17 protein-coding genes are annotated in these 22,375 nt (G+C 36.0%); 11 read left to right on the forward strand and 6 right to left on the reverse strand.

What is annotated here, in order from left to right; translation table 11 throughout:
- Positions 1–57: 57 nt before the first annotated feature.
- On the reverse strand, positions 58–681 hold the full coding sequence (locus ABN217_RS01440) for a response regulator (protein ID WP_072068404.1): 624 nt from the start codon (positions 679–681) through the stop codon (positions 58–60).
- A gap of 761 nt (positions 682–1,442) precedes the next feature.
- Here ABN217_RS01440 and maeB point away from each other — a divergent pair.
- The 5 genes from maeB to ABN217_RS01465 all read left to right on the forward strand — a co-directional run bounded on the left by maeB (position 1,443) and on the right by ABN217_RS01465 (position 10,210).
- A complete protein-coding gene (gene maeB / locus ABN217_RS01445) occupies positions 1,443–3,725 on the forward strand; it encodes an NADP-dependent oxaloacetate-decarboxylating malate dehydrogenase (RefSeq protein ID WP_072068403.1) in 2,283 nt (760 codons plus the stop codon).
- A 179-nt stretch (positions 3,726–3,904) separates the two neighbouring features.
- Complete coding sequence (locus ABN217_RS01450) at positions 3,905–4,774, forward strand: ChaN family lipoprotein (RefSeq protein ID WP_197269077.1); 870 nt, start codon at positions 3,905–3,907, stop codon at positions 4,772–4,774.
- A gap of 45 nt (positions 4,775–4,819) precedes the next feature.
- Entirely contained in the window at positions 4,820–5,602 is a 783-nt protein-coding gene (locus ABN217_RS01455) for an energy transducer TonB family protein (protein ID WP_241253953.1), read from the forward strand.
- Between the two features lie 28 nt (positions 5,603–5,630).
- The gene (locus ABN217_RS01460) at positions 5,631–7,799 is read left to right on the forward strand and encodes a S9 family peptidase (protein ID WP_349458989.1); all 2,169 of its coding nucleotides are present in this window, start codon (positions 5,631–5,633) and stop codon (positions 7,797–7,799) included.
- A 167-nt stretch (positions 7,800–7,966) separates the two neighbouring features.
- Entirely contained in the window at positions 7,967–10,210 is a 2,244-nt protein-coding gene (locus ABN217_RS01465; RefSeq protein WP_349458990.1) for a TonB-dependent receptor, read from the forward strand.
- 109 nt (positions 10,211–10,319) lie between these two features.
- Here ABN217_RS01465 and xseA read toward each other — a convergent pair whose 3' ends face one another.
- The gene (gene xseA / locus ABN217_RS01470) at positions 10,320–11,702 is read right to left on the reverse strand and encodes an exodeoxyribonuclease VII large subunit (RefSeq protein WP_196554074.1); all 1,383 of its coding nucleotides are present in this window, start codon (positions 11,700–11,702) and stop codon (positions 10,320–10,322) included.
- Between the two features lie 169 nt (positions 11,703–11,871).
- Here xseA and guaB point away from each other — a divergent pair, with 169 nt between their 5' ends.
- Both guaB and guaA read left to right on the forward strand, forming a co-directional pair.
- A complete protein-coding gene (gene guaB, locus ABN217_RS01475; RefSeq protein WP_072068398.1) occupies positions 11,872–13,338 on the forward strand; it encodes an IMP dehydrogenase in 1,467 nt (488 codons plus the stop codon).
- An 83-nt stretch (positions 13,339–13,421) separates the two neighbouring features.
- The gene (gene guaA / locus ABN217_RS01480) at positions 13,422–14,999 is read left to right on the forward strand and encodes a glutamine-hydrolyzing GMP synthase (protein WP_196554075.1); all 1,578 of its coding nucleotides are present in this window, start codon (positions 13,422–13,424) and stop codon (positions 14,997–14,999) included.
- Positions 15,000–15,104: 105 nt separating this feature from the next.
- Here the strand turns inward: guaA and ABN217_RS01485 are convergent, their stop codons facing one another.
- Entirely contained in the window at positions 15,105–16,028 is a 924-nt protein-coding gene (locus ABN217_RS01485; protein ID WP_196554076.1) for a hypothetical protein, read from the reverse strand.
- A gap of 324 nt (positions 16,029–16,352) precedes the next feature.
- Positions 16,353–16,874: an SMI1/KNR4 family protein gene (locus ABN217_RS01490; protein WP_196554077.1), complete on the reverse strand. Its 522-nt coding sequence runs from the start codon at positions 16,872–16,874 to the stop codon at positions 16,353–16,355.
- A gap of 183 nt (positions 16,875–17,057) precedes the next feature.
- On the opposite strand from ABN217_RS01490, the gene ABN217_RS01495 reads away from it, so the two are divergent.
- Entirely contained in the window at positions 17,058–17,837 is a 780-nt protein-coding gene (locus tag ABN217_RS01495) for a nucleotidyltransferase domain-containing protein (protein ID WP_349458992.1), read from the forward strand.
- Positions 17,821–18,876, forward strand: coding sequence for a DNA polymerase beta superfamily protein (locus ABN217_RS01500; RefSeq protein WP_349458993.1), 1,056 nt, complete (start codon positions 17,821–17,823; stop codon positions 18,874–18,876). Before ABN217_RS01495 ends, ABN217_RS01500 begins: the two co-directional genes overlap by 17 nt.
- A 122-nt stretch (positions 18,877–18,998) precedes the next feature.
- On the opposite strand, the gene sra is transcribed toward ABN217_RS01500, so the two are convergent.
- Together sra and cutA are read right to left on the reverse strand one after the other, a co-directional pair.
- Positions 18,999–19,232, reverse strand: a complete 234-nt coding sequence (sra, locus tag ABN217_RS01505) for a stationary-phase-induced ribosome-associated protein (protein WP_196554080.1) — start codon at positions 19,230–19,232, stop codon at positions 18,999–19,001.
- Between the two features lie 389 nt (positions 19,233–19,621).
- Positions 19,622–19,930, reverse strand: coding sequence for a divalent-cation tolerance protein CutA (gene cutA, locus ABN217_RS01510; RefSeq protein WP_196554081.1), 309 nt, complete (start codon positions 19,928–19,930; stop codon positions 19,622–19,624).
- A gap of 371 nt (positions 19,931–20,301) precedes the next feature.
- Here cutA and ABN217_RS01515 point away from each other — a divergent pair, with 371 nt between their 5' ends.
- Together ABN217_RS01515 and modA are read left to right on the forward strand one after the other, a co-directional pair.
- Positions 20,302–21,285: a sugar-binding transcriptional regulator gene (locus tag ABN217_RS01515; protein ID WP_115349905.1), complete on the forward strand. Its 984-nt coding sequence runs from the start codon at positions 20,302–20,304 to the stop codon at positions 21,283–21,285.
- A 253-nt stretch (positions 21,286–21,538) separates the two neighbouring features.
- The gene (gene modA, locus ABN217_RS01520) at positions 21,539–22,294 is read left to right on the forward strand and encodes a molybdate ABC transporter substrate-binding protein (RefSeq protein WP_196554082.1); all 756 of its coding nucleotides are present in this window, start codon (positions 21,539–21,541) and stop codon (positions 22,292–22,294) included.
- The last annotated feature ends 81 nt before the right edge of the window (positions 22,295–22,375 follow it).

Genomic DNA, 22,375 nt, shown 5'->3' on the forward strand with positions numbered 1-22,375 from the left:
AAGCAAAATATTCAATAATAACTCTGATTACCCCGACCCTGTGTCGGGGTAAAACGTTTAATACTGGTGCTTAATAAGAATAAGACTGGCAGCTAAACGAGAAGTAACTTGCAGTTTCTTTAAAATGTTACGAATATGAACTTTCACTGTTTCTTCAGAAATAAATAAGTTTTCAGCAATTTGTTTGTTTTTCATACCAACTGACACTTCATGAAGGACATCAAGCTCCCTTTTCGTAAGAGCTGAAAGTGGATCAGAATAGTTTTGTCTAAGTTGAATATATTGCCAAACACGCTCGCTATAAACAGGATGCCCAACAGCCGCTTTACGCAAGCTTAGTAACAGCATATCTAATTCACATTCTTTTAAAAGATAACCGTTTGCGCCTGCATCCAATGCGGCATAAACATCGTTGCGTGAATCAGAAACGGATAAAACAAGAACGTAAGATGTTAAACCAGAACGTCGAAGTGTTCGAATAGTATCAATACCTGAACGCCCTTGCAGATTTAAATCCATCATAATTAAATCTGGATTTAATTGTTTTGCAGCGGTTACAGCCTCTTGAGCATTGCCACTTTCGCTTACTACGACAAAATCCTTGTCTTTTTCTAACAATAGCCGTAATCCATATCTCATGATAGGGTGATCATCCACTATCATAATTGAGTAGCTAGGCATAACCCCTCTCCCTAAAAAAAAATAATAATGTGCGTAATCTTTCCAAAAGTAGAAAATAAAAAAGTAAATTCCAAATGAGGAATAAAAATTAGAATCAGACATCTTATTAAAACAATAAGAAAATAAAATTGACGGTTGGCAATATTACACCAATTATTGTTACGGGTAAAAAAGAAAATAACCAAAACGCTTAACAAAAAACCTAATTCTATAAAATCTTTATCGTTACAATGAGTTGTATGGAGATGTGCCTATTTGAAAAATAATCAACAAGCGAAAATAGTTATTGTTTTTTTAAATAATATAAAAAATTTAATTATTTTAAATGTTAATTTAATATCTGATAAATAATAAACAAACATTGTCTTTTTTCTGTTCGAGTTTATTACAGTGGGGAAAATTAAATGACGTTAATAATATACCTATAACTAGGTATTAATTGTATATAATAAATCTAGAGTGTATTGATCTTAGATGGTCATTTTCATTCGTATTCAAATGAGTAAAACGTCTTTTAATCGAACCCAAAGGGCTGTTTTTAATAGCTGTTTTTATTTTAAGTGATCACTATTAATATCATTCAATACCTAAAATAGCTGAGTAGGTTGTTTTATAAGCTTTTGTTGCGATAAAAATAAGCAAAAAAGATCAGTGCGTTCTAGTTTATTAAATTGAAAAAAGTGTCGTAGCCGTCATGATTTAACGCTCCATTACCATTATACTAACGAAGCCCTTACCCTATTGATACAAAGGATATGAAGATGGAAGACAAATTAAAACAAAGCGCTCTAGATTTTCATGAATTTCCCGTACCAGGCAAAATCACAGTAACACCTACAAAACCGTTAATTACCCAACGTGATCTGGCATTAGCTTATTCGCCGGGTGTTGCAGCACCTTGTTTAGAAATTGCAGCCGATCCTCTAGCTGCTTATCGCTATACCGCTAAAGGTAACCTTGTTGGGGTGATTTCAAATGGTACAGCAGTGCTTGGACTTGGAAATATTGGAGCCTTAGCTGGTAAGCCTGTAATGGAAGGTAAGGGCGTTTTGTTTAAGAAGTTTTCTGGTGTTGATGTTTTTGACATTGAAGTTAATGAAACGGACCCTGATAAACTTGTTGATATTATTGCTTCATTAGAACCTACTTTTGGCGGTATTAACCTCGAAGATATTAAAGCACCTGAGTGTTTTTATATTGAGCAAAAATTGCGTGAGAGAATGAATATCCCTGTTTTCCATGATGATCAACATGGTACAGCGATTATCTCAACTGCCGCGATCCTCAATGGTTTACGTATTATTCGAAAAGATATTAGCAAAGTAAAATTAGTGGTATCAGGGGCGGGTGCAGCTTCTATCGCGTGTATGAATCTATTAGTCGCTTTAGGACTCACACGTGAAAATATCACAGTATGTGACTCAAAAGGCGTTATCTACCGTGGTCGTGAAGCTAATATGGCAGAAACCAAAGCCGCCTATGCGATTGAAGACAATGGTACGCGTACATTAGATGATGTTATTAATAATGCCGATATTTTCTTAGGTTGTTCAGGGCCTGGTGTATTAACACAAGAAATGGTTAAAAAAATGGCGCGCGATCCACTTATTCTTGCGCTTGCAAATCCAGAGCCTGAAATTTTACCGCCATTAGCAAAAGCAGTGCGTTCTGACGCGATTATCTGTACGGGTCGTTCAGATTATCCAAATCAGGTTAATAACGTATTGTGTTTTCCATTCATTTTCCGTGGTGCATTAGACGTTGGCGCGACTGCGATTAATGAAGAGATGAAACTCGCATGTGTGCATGCTATCGCAGAGCTTGCACTGGCTGAGCAAAACGAAGAGGTCGCTTCAGCGTATGGTGATCAAGAGCTCTCTTTTGGTCCAGAATATATTATTCCAAAACCGTTTGATCCACGCTTGATTGTAAAAATTGCACCTGCAGTTGCAAAAGCAGCCATGGATTCAGGTGTTGCAACACGTCCAATTGAAGATTTCTCGGTTTATATCGAACATCTTAATGAGTTTGTTTATAAAACTAACTTATTTATGAAGCCTATTTTCTCTCAAGCGAAAAAAGAGAAAAAACGCATTGTTTTAGCTGAAGGTGAAGAAAACCGCGTATTACATGCCACACAAGAACTCGTTACATTAGGTTTAGCAACTCCAATCTTAATTGGTCGGCCTAGTGTTATTGAAATGCGTATTCAAAAACTGGGTTTACATATTCAAGCTGGCAAAGATTTTGAAGTAGTGAACAATGAAAACGACCCACGTTTCAAAGAATATTGGCAAGAATATCACCAAATTATGAAACGTCGAGGTGTCTCTCAAGAACAAGCTCGTCGCGCAATGATTGGTAATCCAACGCTTATAGGTGCCATTATGGTACGTAGAGGTGAAGCTGATGGCTTGATTTGCGGTACAGTAGGGAGCTATGCAGAGCACTTCGAAATCTATAAAAATGTATTTGGTTTACGTGAAGGTATGGAAACGGCAGGAGCAATGAATGCACTGTTATTACCAAGTGGTAATACTTTCATTACAGATACTTACGTTAATGAAGATCCAACTGCCGAACAACTGGCGGATATTACTCTGATGGCAGCGGATACCATTCGCCGTTTTGGTATTGAACCAAAAGCTGCGCTAGTTTCTCGCTCAAGTTTTGGCTCCTTTGATAGTCCATCATCAATCAAACTTAGAAAAGCGTTAGAAATTATCAAACAACGCGCACCTGAATTAGAAATTGATGGTGAAATGCATGCCGATGCTGCATTAGTAGAGTCTATTCGCCGTGATGTGATGCCTGATAGTCCATTAAAAGGTTCTGCGAATTTACTTATTATGCCAACGATGGAAGCGGCACGTATTAGCTATAACTTATTACGAGTAACCAGTTCTGATGGTGTGACAGTGGGGCCAGTTTTAATGGGGGTCGCTAAACCGGCTCATATTTTAACGCCAATTGCATCAGTACGTCGTATCGTAAACATGGTGGCATTAGCGGTTGTTGAGGCTCAAGCCCAATCACAAAATTAATTCTTATAATTAGCTGTATTATATACAAAAGGCGCCTTTTTAAGGCGCTTTTTTATATTCATGAAACTATGTAAAGCATTAAATGCAAATTAATATAATAATGATATTGATAATTATTAGCAATAATATTAACCTATGCGTCCAACTGAATATAGGTATATATAACTAATAGGATGATTATGTTTTTCTCAATATCAAAAAGGATCTTACTGCTAGTTTCATTAATAAGTCTTTCAGCATGTCATTCGATAGAAAAGCAACCTGTATCAGCTGTAGATCTGACAATTATTCAGTCGGCAAACATCATTGATACTCAGACTGGGCAATCTATTACGTCAGATACTCTGCTAGCTCGATTAGCAAACCAACCTCGTGTGATCATTGGTGAGAAACATGACAATGCTTATCATCATGATATTGAATATTGGTTAATGACTGAATTAGCTAAAAAACGTCCTCAAGGATCGGTTTTACTAGAGATGCTAACGCCAAGTCAGCAATCCTTAGTTGATAGTACGAAAAAACGTTATTCAGGTTCTGAATATCTACGGGATGAACGTCTAATGGCGGCATTAAAATGGAATTCCGGTTGGCCTTGGAAATGGTATGGCGATATTGTTAAAGCAGGGCTAAGTGCAGATTATCCTTTATTAGCTGCCAATATCGATCGTAGTGAAATATCTAGTGCATATAAAAAACCACCTATTATTGAGGGGGTACATTCAACTGATGCATCCGTTCGCCAACTTATTCAAAAAACCATCGAACTTTCTCATGGTGGCGCGCTTGATAAAACGCAAGCAGAAAAAATGACGATTATTCAGCAATTGCGAGATCGCGCAATGGCACAACGTTTATTAAACGCTCCTACTCCTGCGCTTTTAATTGCAGGCTCTTTCCATGCCACAAAGGTAATGGGTGTTCCTTTGCATGTTGCTGATTTAGCACCGAATGAACACGTGATTGTTGTGATAATGACGGAAGAGGGAAGTGATGTCACTTCAGTTCATGCCGATTATCTTTGGATAACACCTGTTGCATTACCTTAATTTATTGATAACACGATTATGCTTATTTCCTCTTGTATGGATCAAATGCCAAAATTCCAGCTTTGTAGTTCTAAAGCTTTAATTTTTGCTATCGGTGTACATGCTGTTTTTGTCATGGCTTATTTTTATTTTAATAAAGAGAATACGGTATTAATACAAGAGCCTGAACTCGCTGTGATGATGAGCTTGAGTGAAAATGTACAAGCGCTCAGTGATGAAAAACAGGTTGTTGGCATGGATCAACAACTTGCGGTGGCAAGTCATAAAAAGGTAGAGCAAGATATTGCTGAAAAACAACCTGATCTGATTGTGAATGAAAATGCTGATATCCTTATCGAAAAACCTAAAAAAAGGGTCAATGTAGAGCAAACAGCTAAAGTCACACCTGTTACATCACCAGTAAAACCAGCACCTATTATTAGTGAAAATGTGTCTAGCCAATCAGCACCTTCAAGTAGTCGCTCCGCGGCGAGACAGCAATCCAATGATGTTAGTGCAAATTATGACAGTGATTCAGACAGCTCAGAAAGCGCATTAGCATTATGGCAAGCTAAAACAAAAGGGCATCTTAATCGCTATAAAGCCTATCCTGAAGAGGCAAAAAGCAAAGGTAGAACGGGTATTTCTAAAGTGCGCTTTATTGTTGATGAACAAGGTTATGTCATATCGAGTGAATTAATTCTTAGTAGTGGCGTGCGTTCTTTAGATAGAGAAGCACAAAGAGTACTCAAACGTGCTGAGCCCTTACCGATACCGCCTATAGAGTTATTGTCGAAAGGTAAAATAATGGTTGAAATGCCAATTGAGTTTTCTACACTAACGTTCTAACGACAGGTTAAAAAGGAAATAAAACGTTATGCTAGTCGCAACAAAAAAATGGATGACGTTGCAATTAACGAGTGCGATCATGGCTTTGTTAATTTCAGCAACACCTGCATTGGCTCAAAATCAAAAGGACTCCCTAGTGACGCCACCAAAAGCGAATAAAGTGCCTCATGTGATGACAGAACATGGCGATGCACGTACCGATAATTATTATTGGCTAAGAGATGATTCACGCAAAGATCCTAAAGTGCTTGATTATCTTAATGCTGAAAACGCCTATACCGAATCCGTAATGAAAGAAGGTAAGGCATTAGAAGAAACTCTCTTTAATGAAATGGTGAGCCGCATGGCTCAAAATGATGAGTCTGTGCCTTATATTTATAATGGCTATACTTATCGTACTATTTACCAAGAAGGTAAAGATTTCCCTATTTATCAGCGTAAACCAGTTAATAGCGAGGGTGAATGGGAAGTTCTTGTTGATGGAAACGAACGTGCTAAAGGGCATGAGTTCTATCAATTAGGTGATCTGACTATCAGCCCAGATAATAAACGTATAGCGATTGCTGAAGATAAAGAAGGGCGAAGAAACTATAATGTAGCCTATAAAGAGTTATCGGATAACGCATGGAAAGAGAATGTGTTAACGAATATCTCGGCAAATTTAGTGTGGGCAAATGATAGCAAAACACTATTTTATGTTGATAAAGATCCACAAACGCTACTGCCTTATCAAATTTATCGCCATCAATATGGCACTGATCGTCAACAAGACGTTAAAATCTTTGAAGAAAACGACGATCGCTTTTATACATGGATGGGTAAAAGCAAATCTGAAGATTACATTTTGGTGTCAATTGAAAGCTCAACAACGTCAGAGTCTCGCTTAATTGATGCAAATGCACCAGAAAAACCAATGGTGATTTTCTCTGCACGCCAAGAAGGCCGAGAATATGATATCGACCATTTTAATGGCGAATTCTATATTCGTTCGAATCATGAAAGTGAATTGTTTGGTCTTTATAAAACCGCATCAATTGATAAGCCTTGGGAAACCGTCATTGCACCACAAAAAGATGTCGATTTAGAAGGTTTTGATCTGTTTAATCGCTGGTTAGTTGTAGAAGAAAGAAAACAAGGCCTAGTATCATTGCGCCAGATTGATTGGAAAACAGGTCAATCAACTAATGTCACATTTGACGATCCTGTTTATATGGCATGGTTAGGATTTAACCCTCAAGCAGATAGTGAAGAGCTTCGCTTTGGTTATACATCCATGACAACACCATCTTCAACTTATCAATGGAATATGCAAACACATCAAAAGCAACTGCTTAAACAGCAAGAAGTAAAAGGCTTTGAACGTGATTTGTATGAAAGTGAGCGCATTTGGGTAAAAGCAAAAGACGGTGTTGAAGTGCCTGTATCATTGGTTTATCGCAAAGACTTATTTAAGAAAGGTGAAAATCCTATCTTAATTTATGGTTATGGCTCTTACGGTAGTAGCATTGATCCATCATTTAGTTCACCTCGTTTAAGTTTATTAGACAGAGGTTTTGTCTACGCAATTGTGCATGTGCGTGGGGGTGGTGAACTAGGCAAGCGCTGGTATAACCAAGGTAAAATGGAGCATAAAGTTAATACTTTTACTGACTTTATTGATGCTACTAAATATCTAATTGCTGAAGGTTACGGAGCGCCTAAACACGTTTATGCCATGGGCGGCAGTGCGGGTGGATTATTAATGGGGGCTGTTGTGAATATGGCGCCAGAGTTATACCGTGGCGTCGTATCACAAGTTCCATTTGTTGATGTTGTGACAACAATGCTCGATGCTTCAATTCCATTAACGACAGGGGAATATGAAGAGTGGGGAAATCCTGCGGATAAAGACGTTTATTTCCGCTTAAAATCCTATAGTCCATACGACAATGTGGTTGCGAAAGCGTATCCTCATTTATTAGTTACTACAGGATTACATGATTCACAAGTACAATATTGGGAGCCTGCAAAGTGGGTTGCTAAATTACGTGAATTAAAAACAGATAATAATTTATTATTACTTGATACTAATATGAGTGCAGGACACGGTGGTAAATCAGGACGTTTTAATCGTTTACGTGATACTGCAAAAGAATATGCTTTTATTCTGATGTTAGAACAACCGAAAGTCTATTTTAAAGATCAAAATATTAATTAGATTAATAAGTAATAATAAATAAATTTAATAAAATTAGCCTGTCTCTCTTTAAGAGAGGCAGCGCTATTATTTAAATTTTATATAACAATAATAATGTTTTTTCTTATTTTAATTTTTATATAAAGCAACGTGAGCCTATTTAAATAAAAATAAAGAATAGGTTTATTATGAAATTTACAAGGAAAATACTCGGCACTCTTATATTATTTTCGGGTGTTAATCATCTTGTCCTCGCATCTGAAACAGATAAAGCAGTTCAATTTAGTAGTTTAAAAGTTTCATCAGCACAAAAAGAAACACCAGAACAAAAAGCATTGGGAAAACCCGGTGCTTATAGCTCTATTGGTGAAATTAACAATCTCGAATCTGTTGAACAAACATTACGCTCAACGCCAGGTACGTATACTCAAATGGATGTAAGTCAACCTGGTGTTAGTGTCAATATTCGCGGACTTAGTGGTTTTGGTCGCGTTAATATGATGGTGGATGGTGTCACGCAAACGATGTATAGCACATCACCTAGTCAATATGCTCATGGTGCACAACCCTATAATCAATTTAATACGATGATTGATCCGAATTTTATTATTAAAATTGATATTTCTCGTGGTCAACAAGATGGTGAAAATAGTATCAATGCTTTAGCAGGTAGTGCTAATTTTAAAACAATTGGTGTCGAGGATGTTTTATTTAAAGGGAATTCATGGGGTGTAAGAAGTAAAGCAGCTGGTGGTACGAATGGATTAGGTTATAACGGCATGGTCGCTTTTGCCGGACAACGCTCTTTATTTAATGATAATGGTACTGTTGGTGCAATGCTTGCATTGAGTGGGCACAAAATAGAATCGTCTTATAAAAATGGTGCGGGTTTTAATAGTGAAGAATTTGCGACAAGTAAAGAATTTAATCAGAGACCACACTCAGAACTCACTAAAATAAATATAAAGCCGAATGATTCTCATGAAATAGAATTAAGTGGTCGTTTTTATAACAACAATTTTAATCGTCGCAAAATTGATGCCAAAGATTACTATGCAAAATATCGCTATACACCTTTAAATGATTTATTTGATAGTGAAATTCTGCTTAGCCACAGCCAAGCATCACAAAAGTTTGAGGGCGATTCTCTTGTAAGTTTGCGAGAAGCAAATGCTAAAAATATATCTGATTCATTAGTGGCGAAAAATACCAGTCGCTTTAATTATGGTGAATTAGATATGGCATTAACGCTGGGCTCTAAATTAATGTCAACAGAATACAAACGTAATGTTACTGCACCTTCTAGTGATCCATGGCAATCACAAAATATGATTGAATATAACTCCTTTGCACCTAAAGGAAAAAATGATTTAACCAGTTTCTTCTCACAAATGAAATTTGAATATGACATTTATACGTTAGATCTCAATTTAAATTATGTGGATTATCATATTAAAGGGCGTAAACCTGCTTGTGATCCAACTGCTGCCTGCTTCCCTGAAGGTGAAATGAATGTTAATCGCCATGATAGAAATTGGGACCCAGGCATGTTACTTTCCGCTGAAATTATTCCTGAATTTCAGCCGTTTGTCAGCTATGCACAAACAATGAGAGCACCTACCTCACAAGAGATCTTTTTTGCCAATGAAGGTGGCGCTTCAATGAATCCATTTTTGAAAAGTGAAAAGGCCGATACTGTTCAAATTGGTTTTAATAGCTATCGTCCAGATTTAATTATTGAAGGTGACAGTTTACGATTTAAAGGATTGTGGTATCACACAAAAATTAAAGATTACATCTCTAGTGATTCTTATTTTGTATGTAAAGGTGGTGTGCGTTGTAAAAATGACGGCTCTTTAACGGATGAGGATTATGCGGGAATTGAATATGATGGCAATATTTTCTTGTATACCAATAGCCTTGAGCCTGTAACTTTACGTGGTTATGAACTTCAAGCAAATTATGATGCAGGGGTATTTTACACAAACCTTTCTTATAGCGATCAGCGCACATCTCAACCGACTTCGATTGCCAGCACCGATTTTGGGCAAACTCCCGCCTCTGAGTTACCTAAATATTATGCCTCTATTGATACCGGTGTTCGCTTCTTTGATGACCAGTCATTAGAACTAGGTACTGTGATCCAAATCACAGGGAAATCACGTAAATCTTCACCTGAAGGTGTTGATTTTGATACGGGTAAAGTCCCTATGGTGCAACAAGATAATATTCCAACGGTTATTGATCTTTATAGTAATTACAAAATTAATAAGAATATTTCTTTGAAATTTGCAGTGCATAACTTAATGAATAAAAACTATTCTAATGCGCTTGATAGAAGTAATTCAGCGCCAATGATGCAAGAGCCTGGAAGTAATACTCAAACTGCTCGAGGACGAAGCTACCTTTTTGCAGGAGAAGTGCGTTTTTAATATAACGTAATGATTATCTTAAAATATAGATAATAAAAAACGGCACCAATATTATTTTGATGCCGTTTTTCTTCTGTACTTGTATAAAGCTTAAATTACTTGATTTAACTTAATCGTTATTTTTAGCAGTTATTTTGCGTTTTGCTCTAATTTTTTGTGTTTTCACTACTTCACTGGTGATCCAACCATCTTCAACACGCGTTTTTAATGGATCGCCCACTTTCACTTGTTTGGTGTTTTTCAGCACTTCTCCAGATTCTGTTTCACTAATACTGTAACCGCGAGAAAGTGTTGCGAGAGGACTCACACTTTCTAAGCGAGAACAACTAATAGCGAACTGTTCACGTTGACGGGATAGCTGCTGTGCAATACTTTCTCGCATACGGTAAATCAACAGTTGTTGTTGGCGAAGTAATGCTTGAATTTGGGAACTAGGCTCTTGGTAATTAAGGCGTTTTTGTAGTTGTATTTGTTGATGTTGTTTGGCTTGCAATAGTCGCTGAAAACTAGAAACTAAACGCTGTTGTGTTGAAGACAATACATTTTGCTGACGGGCAAGACGTAAATGAGGATGCTGTTGCTGTAAGCGATGATGAAGTTGTGTTATTGCGCGTAATTTTTTCGCTAAGTAATAATCCATTGCCATTTCAAGGCGTTGTTGTTGTGATTGCAATTGGCGCAATAGCTCAAGCTTGTTACGGCTGATGAGTTCTGCTGCTGCAGAAGGTGTTGGCGCCCTAAGGTCAGCAATAAAATCAGCGATAGTCACATCAGTTTCATGACCAACAGCACTTACAATAGGAATTTTACTGGCAAAAATAGCGCGAGCGACGCGTTCATCATTAAATGCCCAGAGATCTTCTAATGAACCACCGCCACGGCCAACAATTAAGACGTCGCACTCTTTACGACGGTTAGCAAGTTCAATAGCACGAACAATTTGCATAGGTGCTTCAGCACCTTGGACTGCCGTTGGATAGATAAGCACAGGTAAAGATGGATCACGACGGCGAAGAATATTTAAAATGTCGTGTAGTGCAGCGCCTGTTGATGAAGTGATAACACCAATTTGTTTTGCAGGTGATGGTAGGGGGTTTTTATGGATAGCATCAAATAAACCTTCTGCACTGAGTTTTTGTTTTAATAGCTCAAACTGCTGTTGTAAAAGCCCGTCACCAGCAGGTTGCATACTCTCAACAATCAGTTGGTAATCACCACGAGGCTCATACAATGTGATTGTTGCTCGCACTAAGACTTGCTGACCATGTTGAGGGCGGAAAGTGACTTTGCTATTTTGCCCACGAAACATCGCAGCTCTAATTTGGGCGTTAGTATCTTTTAGCGTAAAATACCAGTGACCAGAAGAGGGTTGAGTAAAATTAGAAATTTCAGCGCTGATCCAAATGCGACCCATTTCCATTTCTAATAATTGGCGAACGGTCTTATTTAGACGGCTAACAGTAAAAATATTATTGTTTATTGATAGTGTCATGTGAGCCAGATCAAATTTTAAAACAAAGACTTAATTGATTGATACTACCTAAGTTCGCGGCAGGATCAATAAAAATTTTGAAAAAAAGCTAGAAGCAACCGATTACGGTGTGTATAATTCCGCGGCAATATTTTCTATTTCCTAAAAGCCGCCTTGGTGAGATATTGCTATGTTACGAATTAAAAAAGAAGCACTTACATTTGATGATGTTTTGTTAGTTCCTGCACACTCCACTGTTCTTCCTAATACTGCCGACTTGTCTACTCAACTGACTGAAACAATCCGCCTAAATGTTCCTATGCTTTCTGCTGCAATGGATACTGTGACTGAAGCGCCTTTAGCTATCGCATTAGCTCAAGAAGGTGGAATTGGTTTTATCCACAAAAATATGTCTATTGAACGCCAAGCTGAAGAAGTGCGTCGCGTGAAAAAACATGAAAGTGGTGTTGTCACTGATCCTATCACCGTAACACCAGAAACTTCTCTGCGTGAAGTTCAAGCAATGACAGAACGCAATGGCTTTGCGGGTTATCCTGTTGTGACTAATGATAACGAATTAGTCGGTATTATTACTGGCCGTGATGTTCGTTTTGTAACTGATTTAGACCAACCTGTTACTGCGGTAATGACGCCAAAAGAACGCTTAGTGACAGTACAAGAAGGTGAAGCACGCGATATCGTTATGCAAAAAATGCATGAGAAACGTGTAGAAAAAGCGTTAGTGGTTGATAGCCACTTCCACCTGAAAGGTATGATCACTGTAAAAGATTTCAAAAAAGCAGAACGTAAACCTAATGCTTGTAAAGACGAGCATGGCCGTTTACGTGTTGGTGCAGCTGTTGGTGCGGGTGCCGGTAATGAAGAGCGCGTGGCTGCATTAGTTGCTGCTGGCGTTGATGTTTTACTTATTGACTCTTCTCACGGTCATTCTGAAGGTGTACTACAACGTATTCGCGATACTCGTGCTTTATATCCTAACTTACCTATTATTGGTGGCAATGTTGCAACTGCAGAAGGTGCTTTAGCATTAGCGGATGCTGGTGTAAGTGCGGTTAAAGTTGGTATCGGCCCAGGCTCAATTTGTACAACACGTATCGTAACAGGCGTTGGTGTACCGCAAATTACTGCTATTGCAGATGCGGTAGAAGCACTAAAAGATCGCAACATTCCTGTTATTGCTGATGGTGGCATTCGTTTCTCTGGTGATATCGCGAAAGCATTAGCTGCGGGCGCGGCTTGCGTTATGGTTGGTTCAATGTTTGCAGGTACTGAAGAATCTCCAGGTGAAATTGAACTGTTCCAAGGACGATCTTATAAATCATACCGTGGTATGGGTTCATTAGGTGCAATGTCTAAAGGTTCATCAGACCGTTACTTCCAAACTGATAATGCCGCAGACAAATTAGTACCAGAAGGTATTGAAGGCCGTGTTGCTTATAAAGGCTTATTGAAAACTATCGTTCATCAGCAAATGGGTGGCTTACGTTCATGCATGGGCTTAACAGGTTGCGCAACCATTAAAGAATTAAATACTAAAGCTGAATTCGTTCGCATCAGTGGTGCGGGTATTCAGGAAAGCCATGTTCATGATGTTACTATCACAAAAGAATCACCTAATTATCGCTTAGGTATGTAATTTATTCCGAGAAAGGCTTGTTGTAATAATACTGAGCAAGCCTTTCAACTTTATGACTTTATCTGTTTTGGAATTCACCACAAATGACAGCAAATATCCATAATCATCGCATTCTTATCCTTGATTTCGGTTCACAGTATACGCAGCTTATTGCTCGTCGTATTCGTGAAATCGGTGTTTATTGTGAACTCTGGGCATGGGATGTAACCGAAGAGCAAATTCGTGAATTTAATCCTAATGGTATTATTTTGTCTGGTGGTCCTGAAAGTACGACAGAAGATAACAGCCCTCGTGCACCAGAATACGTATTTAATGCCGGTGTTCCTGTATTAGGTATTTGTTATGGTATGCAAACGATGTCGATGCAATTAGGTGGCGATGTCGAAGTGTCTGGTGAGCGTGAATTTGGTTATTCACAAGTTGAAATTCGTGAGACTTGCGCGTTATTCCGCGATATTCAAGATTCAGTAAGTGAAGATGGCAAACCATTATTAGATGTATGGATGAGTCACGGCGACAAAGTCACTGCTATTCCTTCAGATTTTATCACAATAGCAAGCACTGAAACCTGCCCGTTTGCTATTATGGCCAATGAAGAAAAACGCTTTTATGGTGTTCAATTCCACCCAGAAGTGACCCATACACACCAAGGTTTAGCGATTTTAAAACGTTTTGTGCTAGATATCTGTGGCTGTGATGCTTTGTGGACTTCGGCTGCAATTATTGAAGACACCGTTGCTCGTTTAAAAGAGCAAATTGGTGATGATCACGTTATTTTAGCGTTATCAGGTGGTGTTGATTCCTCTGTTACCGCATTACTATTAAATCGTGCAATTGGTAAACGTTTAACCTGCGTATTTGTTGATAATGGGTTACTGCGTCTGAATGAAGCAGAACAAGTGATGGAAATGTTTAAAGGCAAATTTGACCTTAATATTATCCATGTTGAAGCAGAAGATCGCTTCTTGACTGCATTGAAAGGCGAAAGTGATCCAGAGAAAAAACGTAAAATCATTGGTCATTCTTTTATTGAGATTTTCGATGAAGAGGCACTCAAACAGCCACAAGTTAAATGGTTAGCACAAGGTACAATTTACCCAGATGTCATTGAATCAGCAGCATCAGCAACAGGTAAAGCCCATGTGATTAAATCACACCATAATGTGGGTGGTTTACCGGATGACATGAAACTGGGTTTAGTTGAACCATTAAAAGAGTTGTTTAAAGATGAAGTGCGTAAAATTGGCCTAGAGTTAGGTTTACCTTACGATATGCTTTATCGTCATCCATTCCCAGGTCCGGGTTTAGGGGTTCGTGTTTTAGGTGAGATCAAAAAAGAGTACTGTGATTTATTGCGTCGTGCTGATGCTATCTTTATTGAAGAACTACATAAAGCTGACTTATATAACAAAGTAAGCCAAGCATTTACCGTTTTCTTACCTGTGCGTTCAGTTGGTGTAATGGGTGATGGTCGTAAATATGACTGGGTTGTTTCATTACGTGCAGTTGAAACCGTGGACTTTATGACTGCGCATTGGGCACATTTGCCGTATGACTTCCTAGGTCGTGTATCTAATCGCATTATCAATGAAGTGGGTGGAATTTCCCGTGTTGTCTATGATATCAGTGGTAAGCCACCAGCAACGATTGAGTGGGAATAAAATACCGTTTATCAGCAATAGTTGATAAAGGTTAAAAAACTAATAGCCATCAGTAAGTTACTGGTGGCTTTTTTGTTTATCAAATAGTATCAAAATCGATATCAGTTATTTTTGTTGCATAATGGACATCGTAGTACCTTGCATTTTTCTATAACCTAACACTAATCCTAGTGATAATAATGAAACTAATAAGGATGCGATGGGCAATAATGGTAATGCTTCTTGTGGGAAAACATAAGCTAATAGCGGGAATGCATAGACAGCCGGAATTCTCATATTAAAAAGATGAAGTAATAACCACATTAAAGGCATAGTAAGCAAAATAACGGCAATCCAATTGACGACATAGAAATATAGAAGTACTCCAATTGTTGCTGATAGTGTCAATACTATTGTTTGTTTTAGTAATATACGTAAAGAATACATTTTCATATATAGCGATTCATATATAACAACAGCAATGGGCGGTAAAACGGCTAAATGTGCATAATTAAATATAGATGCTACTCCAATACTAATTAATACAATAACTGCATATATTCCCATTAATTTAGGTTGAAGAGTGACATTGCGATCAGGTGTTATTTTAAATTTAGCAAATATAACAAGAAACATTAAAATAAATGTTGTGACTAATATAGAGATAATAAAAGATATTTCGGTAGCGTTAGTTACAATAGGTAAAAAACCCGTGGCTAATGCAGGTGCTAGACTATAACGAAATAATAAGAAAAAAAGTAACATACTTGCAAGGATTAGAATTAATTTTGTCGTAAAAGGGATTGATAGTAAGTTAATACCAAAACCTAATAAAGCCGTAATTGTTGGCCAAATAAAGATTTTTTCAGGATGACGCATCCAGTTTTGTTCACGATACACCCATAAAGCAACGGCCATTGCTGCAATCTCGGGTAAAATAATTTCACGATCGTCAAAAAATGACGCTATTGCAATCATTGCTATTATAAATATAAATGCAAGTGTATAAGATAATACAGATTGACGTTGAGTCAATGTGACGTGTTGCATAGTAAATCCCTTAAAATTTGACGTATTACACTTTTGCTTTATTAAACGAAAAACCAAATAATAATATGTATTGTCAGGCTTAACCTTAGGGTAATGTCAAACAATAAATGATTATAATATTGACAATAACCATAACAATGTATGATGTTTTTTATTTGAGTTGTTATGCTTTATTTTATTATTAATAAGTATGGAGAAGTGATATATTTTTTAGCTAAAGATATATTTATAAAAAAAGTTATTTGAATTTTAAATCTTGTAATAATATATTTTTCAGTAAAAGTGTTAATTTTAATGACAGTTTTAAACTATTAATAAAAAAAATCATAAAGATAAGCTTAATATCTTTTCTTTATCACCGATAGTTAATGTAATCTCTTCAAAAAAATCAGTAAAAGAATTGTGAGTTTTATATATACTACTATAGTTATTAATGCCTTGATAAGTATACCCTTTTCTTTCATCGTTAATATGTAGGCCAGTACGATCCCAATAATAAACGCCTTGTCGTTCTCCTTGTGTGATTAAAATATAAAAATTACCGCCAGGATCCCCACCAATTAAGAATGTATCATTAATATGTGAAATTTCATCAAGAAACTCATTGTTGATATGCTCTAAACAAAAGTGTTCGTTTAATATCTTTGAACCGAAAAGAACATCAAAAGTAATAAAGCCATCATCCACGTTATCGTAAGGCAAATCACAATAATCAGGTGATGAGATCCTATAACCATTATAAGTTGTTAAAAATAATTTATAATCATGAGGGAGTGATATTGAATAATTTGATTCTAATATGGAAATTTCTAGATTACTTAATCCTGATGAATAAAGAATAGGCATAATATATTACTTAATGGTAAACGTTTAGTCGTATTGTTTTTACATATGTTATGAAAATTAAGCAAGTATTTATTCGTATATCATGCTAAATACATAATTAAATTTCATACAGATTGTCTAATCTAACATAAGTATGTTAATAATAGAATTCAAATAAAAATACAAATAGGAGATAAGGACATCATGCATAATGAGATTTTAAAAAAACTTCCACAGATAGAGCAAGAGTATCAGGTAAAACTACTCTATGTTGCTGAAAGTGGTAGTCGAGCTTGGGGGTTTGCCTCAACAGATAGTGATTATGATGTGAGAGGTATTTTTATACAGCCTCGCAATGCTTATCTTTCTATTGATAAACCTAAAGAAACCTTCGAATGGATAGAAAATAGCTGGTTTGATGTAGGCGCTTGGGATATTACCAAAGCTCTACACTTATTACGTAAATCGAATTGTATATTATTAGAGTGGCTCCAATCGCCAATAATTTATCAACAATATCCTAATGTTCAAAAAGAGTTATTTGAGTTTGCAAAACTCTATTATCAACCAAAAGTGATTGTTCATCATTACAGAGGAATTGCTAAAGTTGTGAGTGGATATTCTCCTGAAAATAACGCTAAAAATGAGATTATTGCAGAACCAATAAAATTAAAAAAATGGTTCTATATGCTACGCTCTCTTTTATCCGCATATTGGACAGTGAAAACGAGCAACATTCCGCCTATGGAATTGGATATGCTGATAAAAATTTTAACTATCGAAGAACAAAAAGCTATCAAAGAATTAGTGGAATTTAAATCAGACAAAGATGAGCATTTTACTTGGATACCAACAGAAACGATGCAACATCTAATCCTTTTTTTATGGCAGGAAACAGATGTGCAATTAGCAAAGCGAGAAATACCAGACAATGATGTTTTAAATAATTGGTTTAGGAAAAAATTAGATGAAACTGACAATTGAAGACATAAAGCCTTACCTTTTATTTGAAAGCATTGCAGGAAGCCGTTCGCATAATCTTGCGACAGAAACATCGGATACAGATATTAAAGGCGTGTTTTACCTCCCTAAAGATCTTTTCTATGGATTGGAGTACACACCACAAGTTAGCAATAAAACCAATGATATAGTCTATTATGAACTTGGTCGATTTATTGAACTGTTATGTGCTTCGAATCCAAATATTTTAGAACTATTGAATTCACCAGAACAAGTCGTTATTTATCGACACCCATTAATGTCATTAATAAAGCCAGAGTGGTTTTTATCTAAAACCTGCATTCAAACATTTGTTCATTACGCTGAAGGACAAATTAAGAAATCTCAAGGATTAAATAAAAAGATCGTCAATCCAGTCGAAAAGCAATTAAAGACTATTCTAGATTTTTGTTATGTAATTGAAGGTGGAAAAACAATACAAGTTAATTCTTGGTTAGATCGCCGTCACTGGAAACAAGAGCAACTGGGGTTAGCTAAATTAGCTCATGCTCAAGATTTATATGCAATGTATTATGATAATACTTCTCTTTTTCAGGGGATCATTAAAAAAGAGAATAGCAATGATGTATTGTTAAGCAGTATTCCAAAAGAAGCTAAGGTGCAGGGTTATCTGAGTTTTAATAAGGAAGGGTATAGCGCATACCGTAAGCAATACCACGATTACTGGCGGTGGGTTGAGCAACGTAATGATGCACGTTACCAGCAAAATATTGATCATGGGCGAAGTTACGATAGTAAAAATATGATGCATACATTTAGATTGTTGTATGTTGCATTAGGTATTGCACAAGAAAATAAAGTAAAAGTTTGGTGTGATAATAGAGATGAATTATTAGCAATTAAATCCGGTCAATTTAGTTATGATGAATTATTACGGCGTAGCGAAATTCTGATAAGAGATATTCAAAATGCATTTAAATTAAGTTGTTTACCTGAAGAAATTAATTTTCAATTAGCAAAATCAGCACTGATAAATATCAGAAAAGAACTTTATAAACTATAGATTAATAAATTAATCAAGAGATTAATATCCCTTACATAATGTAAGGGATATGCTATTTATTAATAATTTAGTTATAAATTAGTCTAATAACTATTTATAAAATAGCGTTAACGTATAAAAATTTAATTAGTCGCAAGATACTCTGGGTAAGCATCTGTCAGCTTCATATATATACGTTTATTCTCTGCTTTTTTTCTAAAATCTTGCTTTAAACAGACTAGAGCCATATTTTTTAGCTCAGTAGGTAAGTTCTCCGCATCAGTAGAGGCAATAATGGAAAAACGCACTTTCTTTTTAGACCGACTTAAATTATAAGGTAAACCTAAAATACGTCTTGCGACTCTGTTTGTTTTCACAACTCACTCCTTTTCATGTGTAATTTAGAGAAAGCGTATTGAGTATAGCAGATAACAACGAGAATAAGATGTTGGTAAATTCATTAAATTAGAATTTAAGACTGTTTATCTCCTGTTTTTAAAAAATAGAGAATGAAAATATAAAATAATTATTTTTCATGATTTTTTATAAACAAGATAATATTCAAGATTGTTTCTATAAAAGATTGAATGCATATAATTACTTATATATAAATATTTAAAGGTGCTCATTGATAATAAGAAAATATATTTAATATTAACGTAACTACACTTGTCTAAGAATTGAGATGCTAATGTGTTTTTATTTACAAATTATTATCACCCCCGTAAAAATAATTTAAAAAATCGCTATGAAAGCTGATGTTATTTTAATTCAACGATTGGTATATCCAATTAAGATAACCTTTAAAACCATTTTCAATCGGTATTATAATAACCTCAGGAGTGTCATAAGGATGTATTTCGGCAAGCGCATCAATTAAAACCTGTTGTTTGCTTTTTTCGGATTTAATCATCATGAGCACTTCACTATCTTCAATAACTTCGTTATTCCAACGATAAATCGATTTTACATGGGGTATCAGATTTACACAGGCAGCCAGTTTTGCATTGATGAGATAGTGAGCGATTTCATTAGCAATCATTTCATTTGGTGCGGTTGAGTATGCGATTATCATTACTTTTCCTTTTGATATTAATCTATTTATTAACATTGATGATAAGGTTTGGGTGATTTTAATTTTACCAAAATAAAACTTTTTAAAACTTAAAGCTAATATTTTTATTTTTCTCGAAATAAAACGGTATTTTCAAAAAAAACTTTCTCGTTATGAACCGTTTACGGCATTATTAAGGGCTTTTTACGTATTATGAGGTTCTTGTAGTAAAGAAAAATATCAGGGTGCCGATATTATTAGTAGATTAATAGAATGTATCTATTTGTGTTATAAGGCTTAATTTAAGCAAAGATATTTTTATCTTCAATAATATCTCTAATATAAAATAAATTAATTAGTCAAAAGATTTATAAAAAATTGTGGGGTTTAAAATGGATAATAATTCGCTAAAGAACGCGAGTTTATTTGATAATGATCCCGTTCTCTATGCTGCGTGGCTTTACTATCAGGACGGACTCAGTCAAAGTGAAGTTGCAAATATTATGGGTGTTTCCCGAGTCACAGTCGTGAAATATTTGCATTTAGCTAGAGAAAAAGGATTCGTAAATATTAGCTTAGATTCATCAGTATTTTCTACGATTGATTATGCAATTAGAATAAAAGCAAAATTCGATCTGAATAATGTGCTTATTTTACCTGATGAAGAAAAAAATAAATCGCAACATACATTAAATATGAACAGAGAAAGACTAGCGAAAGCAGGGGCGATGTATCTTTCTCAAATAATGGGTGATGATGATATTTTAGGTGTCGCTTGGGGACGAACAATTTATAAGTTAGGTAATTATCTTCCACCCAAATCACTAAAGAATGTCACCGTACTACAAATGATAGGGGCTGTCGCGCCACAACCTGATTTTAAAACGGCAGAAGCGGCTGCGTTAATTGCAAATAAATTATCAGGGTGCAGTATTAATTTACATGTACCTGCTGTCGTTTCGAGTGCTCGTTTAGCAATGGAGCTTCAAGCGGAGCCTATCATTAGACGTAATTTTTCAGCGCTAAATCAATGTAATAAGGCACTTTTTGTTGTGGGTAATACATTGGATGATAATCCTCTTGTGACAACTGGTGTGTTAACCAGTGGTGAAATGGCGCAATACCGTGATTTGGGTGCTGTAGGGGTAATTTGCGGGCGCTTTTATGATGCGCAAGGCAATCCTTTGGTTTCTGATATTGACCTTAGGATAATGGGAATAAGCTTAGCTCAGTTAAGACAAATACCGCAGCGACTCTTTATCGCCGGAGGTGTGGAAAATATTCAAGCAACAATAGGGGTGATAAAAGGAGGTTACGCTACTGATATTGTCATTGATGAAGTGACCGCCTTGGCACTATTAGAGTTGGAAAGCTAATAATTAAATCCTCGTGAAGACGGGGATTTGTTGGCGAGTTACTATTTTATAATCTACTTATTTCTGATAAAAATGAATATATTAAAGTGTTTATTTTGATCAGCTTCTTTTGTAAAACTCACAGATAAATAAAAGGGTAAAAATGATAAGTTGTTAACATTTTTCTCTTTTTTTATATGAGCCTCTTGCCTTAAACTCTTATATCATTCATTATATAAAAAATTATATAACGATAGTTAGGGTTACCTCTTTTATGAAACGCCAATTACTCGCTAGTTTAGGGCTAGCACTAGGATTAATTTGTCATAATACACTGGCAGCTGAACTTCATCTTTATGCTGGTGCTGGTTTAAAACAACCAGTAGAACAAGTTGTTACTGTATTTGAAAAAGAAACTGGAAATAAAGTCACTATTGAATATGGCGGTTCAGGTCAAATATTAACACGTTTTAATTTAACTAAGCAGGGAGATTTGTTTTTTCCTGGCTCACAAGATTACGTGGAAAAGTTAGATAAAGAAGGGCAGGTTGTTAACCAATATTCTATTGTTCGTCATATTCCCGTAATTGCTGTACGCAAAGATAAAGTGGGCGATATTAAAACGCTAGAAGATCTTGCGAATAGTTCATTAAAGCTAGGTATGGGTGATGCTAAAGCTATAGCATTAGGAAAAAGTGGTGAACAACTTATTGATGCATCAGGTCAAGGTGATAAATTACGCGACAAAGTAATTGTACGCACAGCAACGATTAAACAATTATTAATGTATTTACTTAATGGCGAAGTGGATGCCGCCATTATTGGATACGCAGATGCAATGAAAAACCAAGATAAATTGGTTTTACTTCCAGTGCCTGAAGGTAACCCTGAAGAAGTAGCAACTTTGGCGGTTTTAAAAACATCAGCAAATCCCAAAGAAGCTCAATTACTTGCTGATTATTTTACACGCGCAGAGGGAATAAAAGCTTTTACTGATTATGGTTTTCTTCCTGTAATTTCGAAACCATAGATTTTTTCTCACATAAATTGTGTTTTTTCGCCACCAACTCACTGGTGGCTTTTTTCATTATTACAGCAAAATAAGTTTTAT

The sequence above is a fragment of the Proteus sp. fly-1067 genome (genome assembly GCF_040139345.1).
In the GTDB taxonomy this organism is placed as follows: domain Bacteria; phylum Pseudomonadota; class Gammaproteobacteria; order Enterobacterales; family Enterobacteriaceae; genus Proteus; species Proteus vulgaris_B.

Bases quoted from the DNA above. Each gene is read 5' to 3' on its own strand.
- ABN217_RS01440 (WP_072068404.1), bottom strand. From the start codon at position 681: ATGCCTAGCTACTCAATTATGATAGTGGATGATCACCCTATCATGAGA.
- maeB (WP_072068403.1), top strand. From the start codon at position 1,443: ATGGAAGACAAATTAAAACAAAGCGCTCTAGATTTTCATGAATTTCCC.
- ABN217_RS01450 (WP_197269077.1), top strand. From the start codon at position 3,905: ATGTTTTTCTCAATATCAAAAAGGATCTTACTGCTAGTTTCATTAATA.
- ABN217_RS01455 (WP_241253953.1), top strand. From the start codon at position 4,820: ATGCCAAAATTCCAGCTTTGTAGTTCTAAAGCTTTAATTTTTGCTATC.
- ABN217_RS01460 (WP_349458989.1), top strand. From the start codon at position 5,631: ATGCTAGTCGCAACAAAAAAATGGATGACGTTGCAATTAACGAGTGCG.
- ABN217_RS01465 (WP_349458990.1), top strand. From the start codon at position 7,967: ATGAAATTTACAAGGAAAATACTCGGCACTCTTATATTATTTTCGGGT.
- xseA (WP_196554074.1), bottom strand. From the start codon at position 11,702: ATGACACTATCAATAAACAATAATATTTTTACTGTTAGCCGTCTAAAT.
- guaB (WP_072068398.1), top strand. From the start codon at position 11,872: ATGTTACGAATTAAAAAAGAAGCACTTACATTTGATGATGTTTTGTTA.
- guaA (WP_196554075.1), top strand. From the start codon at position 13,422: ATGACAGCAAATATCCATAATCATCGCATTCTTATCCTTGATTTCGGT.
- ABN217_RS01485 (WP_196554076.1), bottom strand. From the start codon at position 16,028: ATGCAACACGTCACATTGACTCAACGTCAATCTGTATTATCTTATACA.
- ABN217_RS01490 (WP_196554077.1), bottom strand. From the start codon at position 16,874: ATGCCTATTCTTTATTCATCAGGATTAAGTAATCTAGAAATTTCCATA.
- ABN217_RS01495 (WP_349458992.1), top strand. From the start codon at position 17,058: ATGCATAATGAGATTTTAAAAAAACTTCCACAGATAGAGCAAGAGTAT.
- ABN217_RS01500 (WP_349458993.1), top strand. From the start codon at position 17,821: ATGAAACTGACAATTGAAGACATAAAGCCTTACCTTTTATTTGAAAGC.
- cutA (WP_196554081.1), bottom strand. From the start codon at position 19,930: ATGATAATCGCATACTCAACCGCACCAAATGAAATGATTGCTAATGAA.
- ABN217_RS01515 (WP_115349905.1), top strand. From the start codon at position 20,302: ATGGATAATAATTCGCTAAAGAACGCGAGTTTATTTGATAATGATCCC.
- modA (WP_196554082.1), top strand. From the start codon at position 21,539: ATGAAACGCCAATTACTCGCTAGTTTAGGGCTAGCACTAGGATTAATT.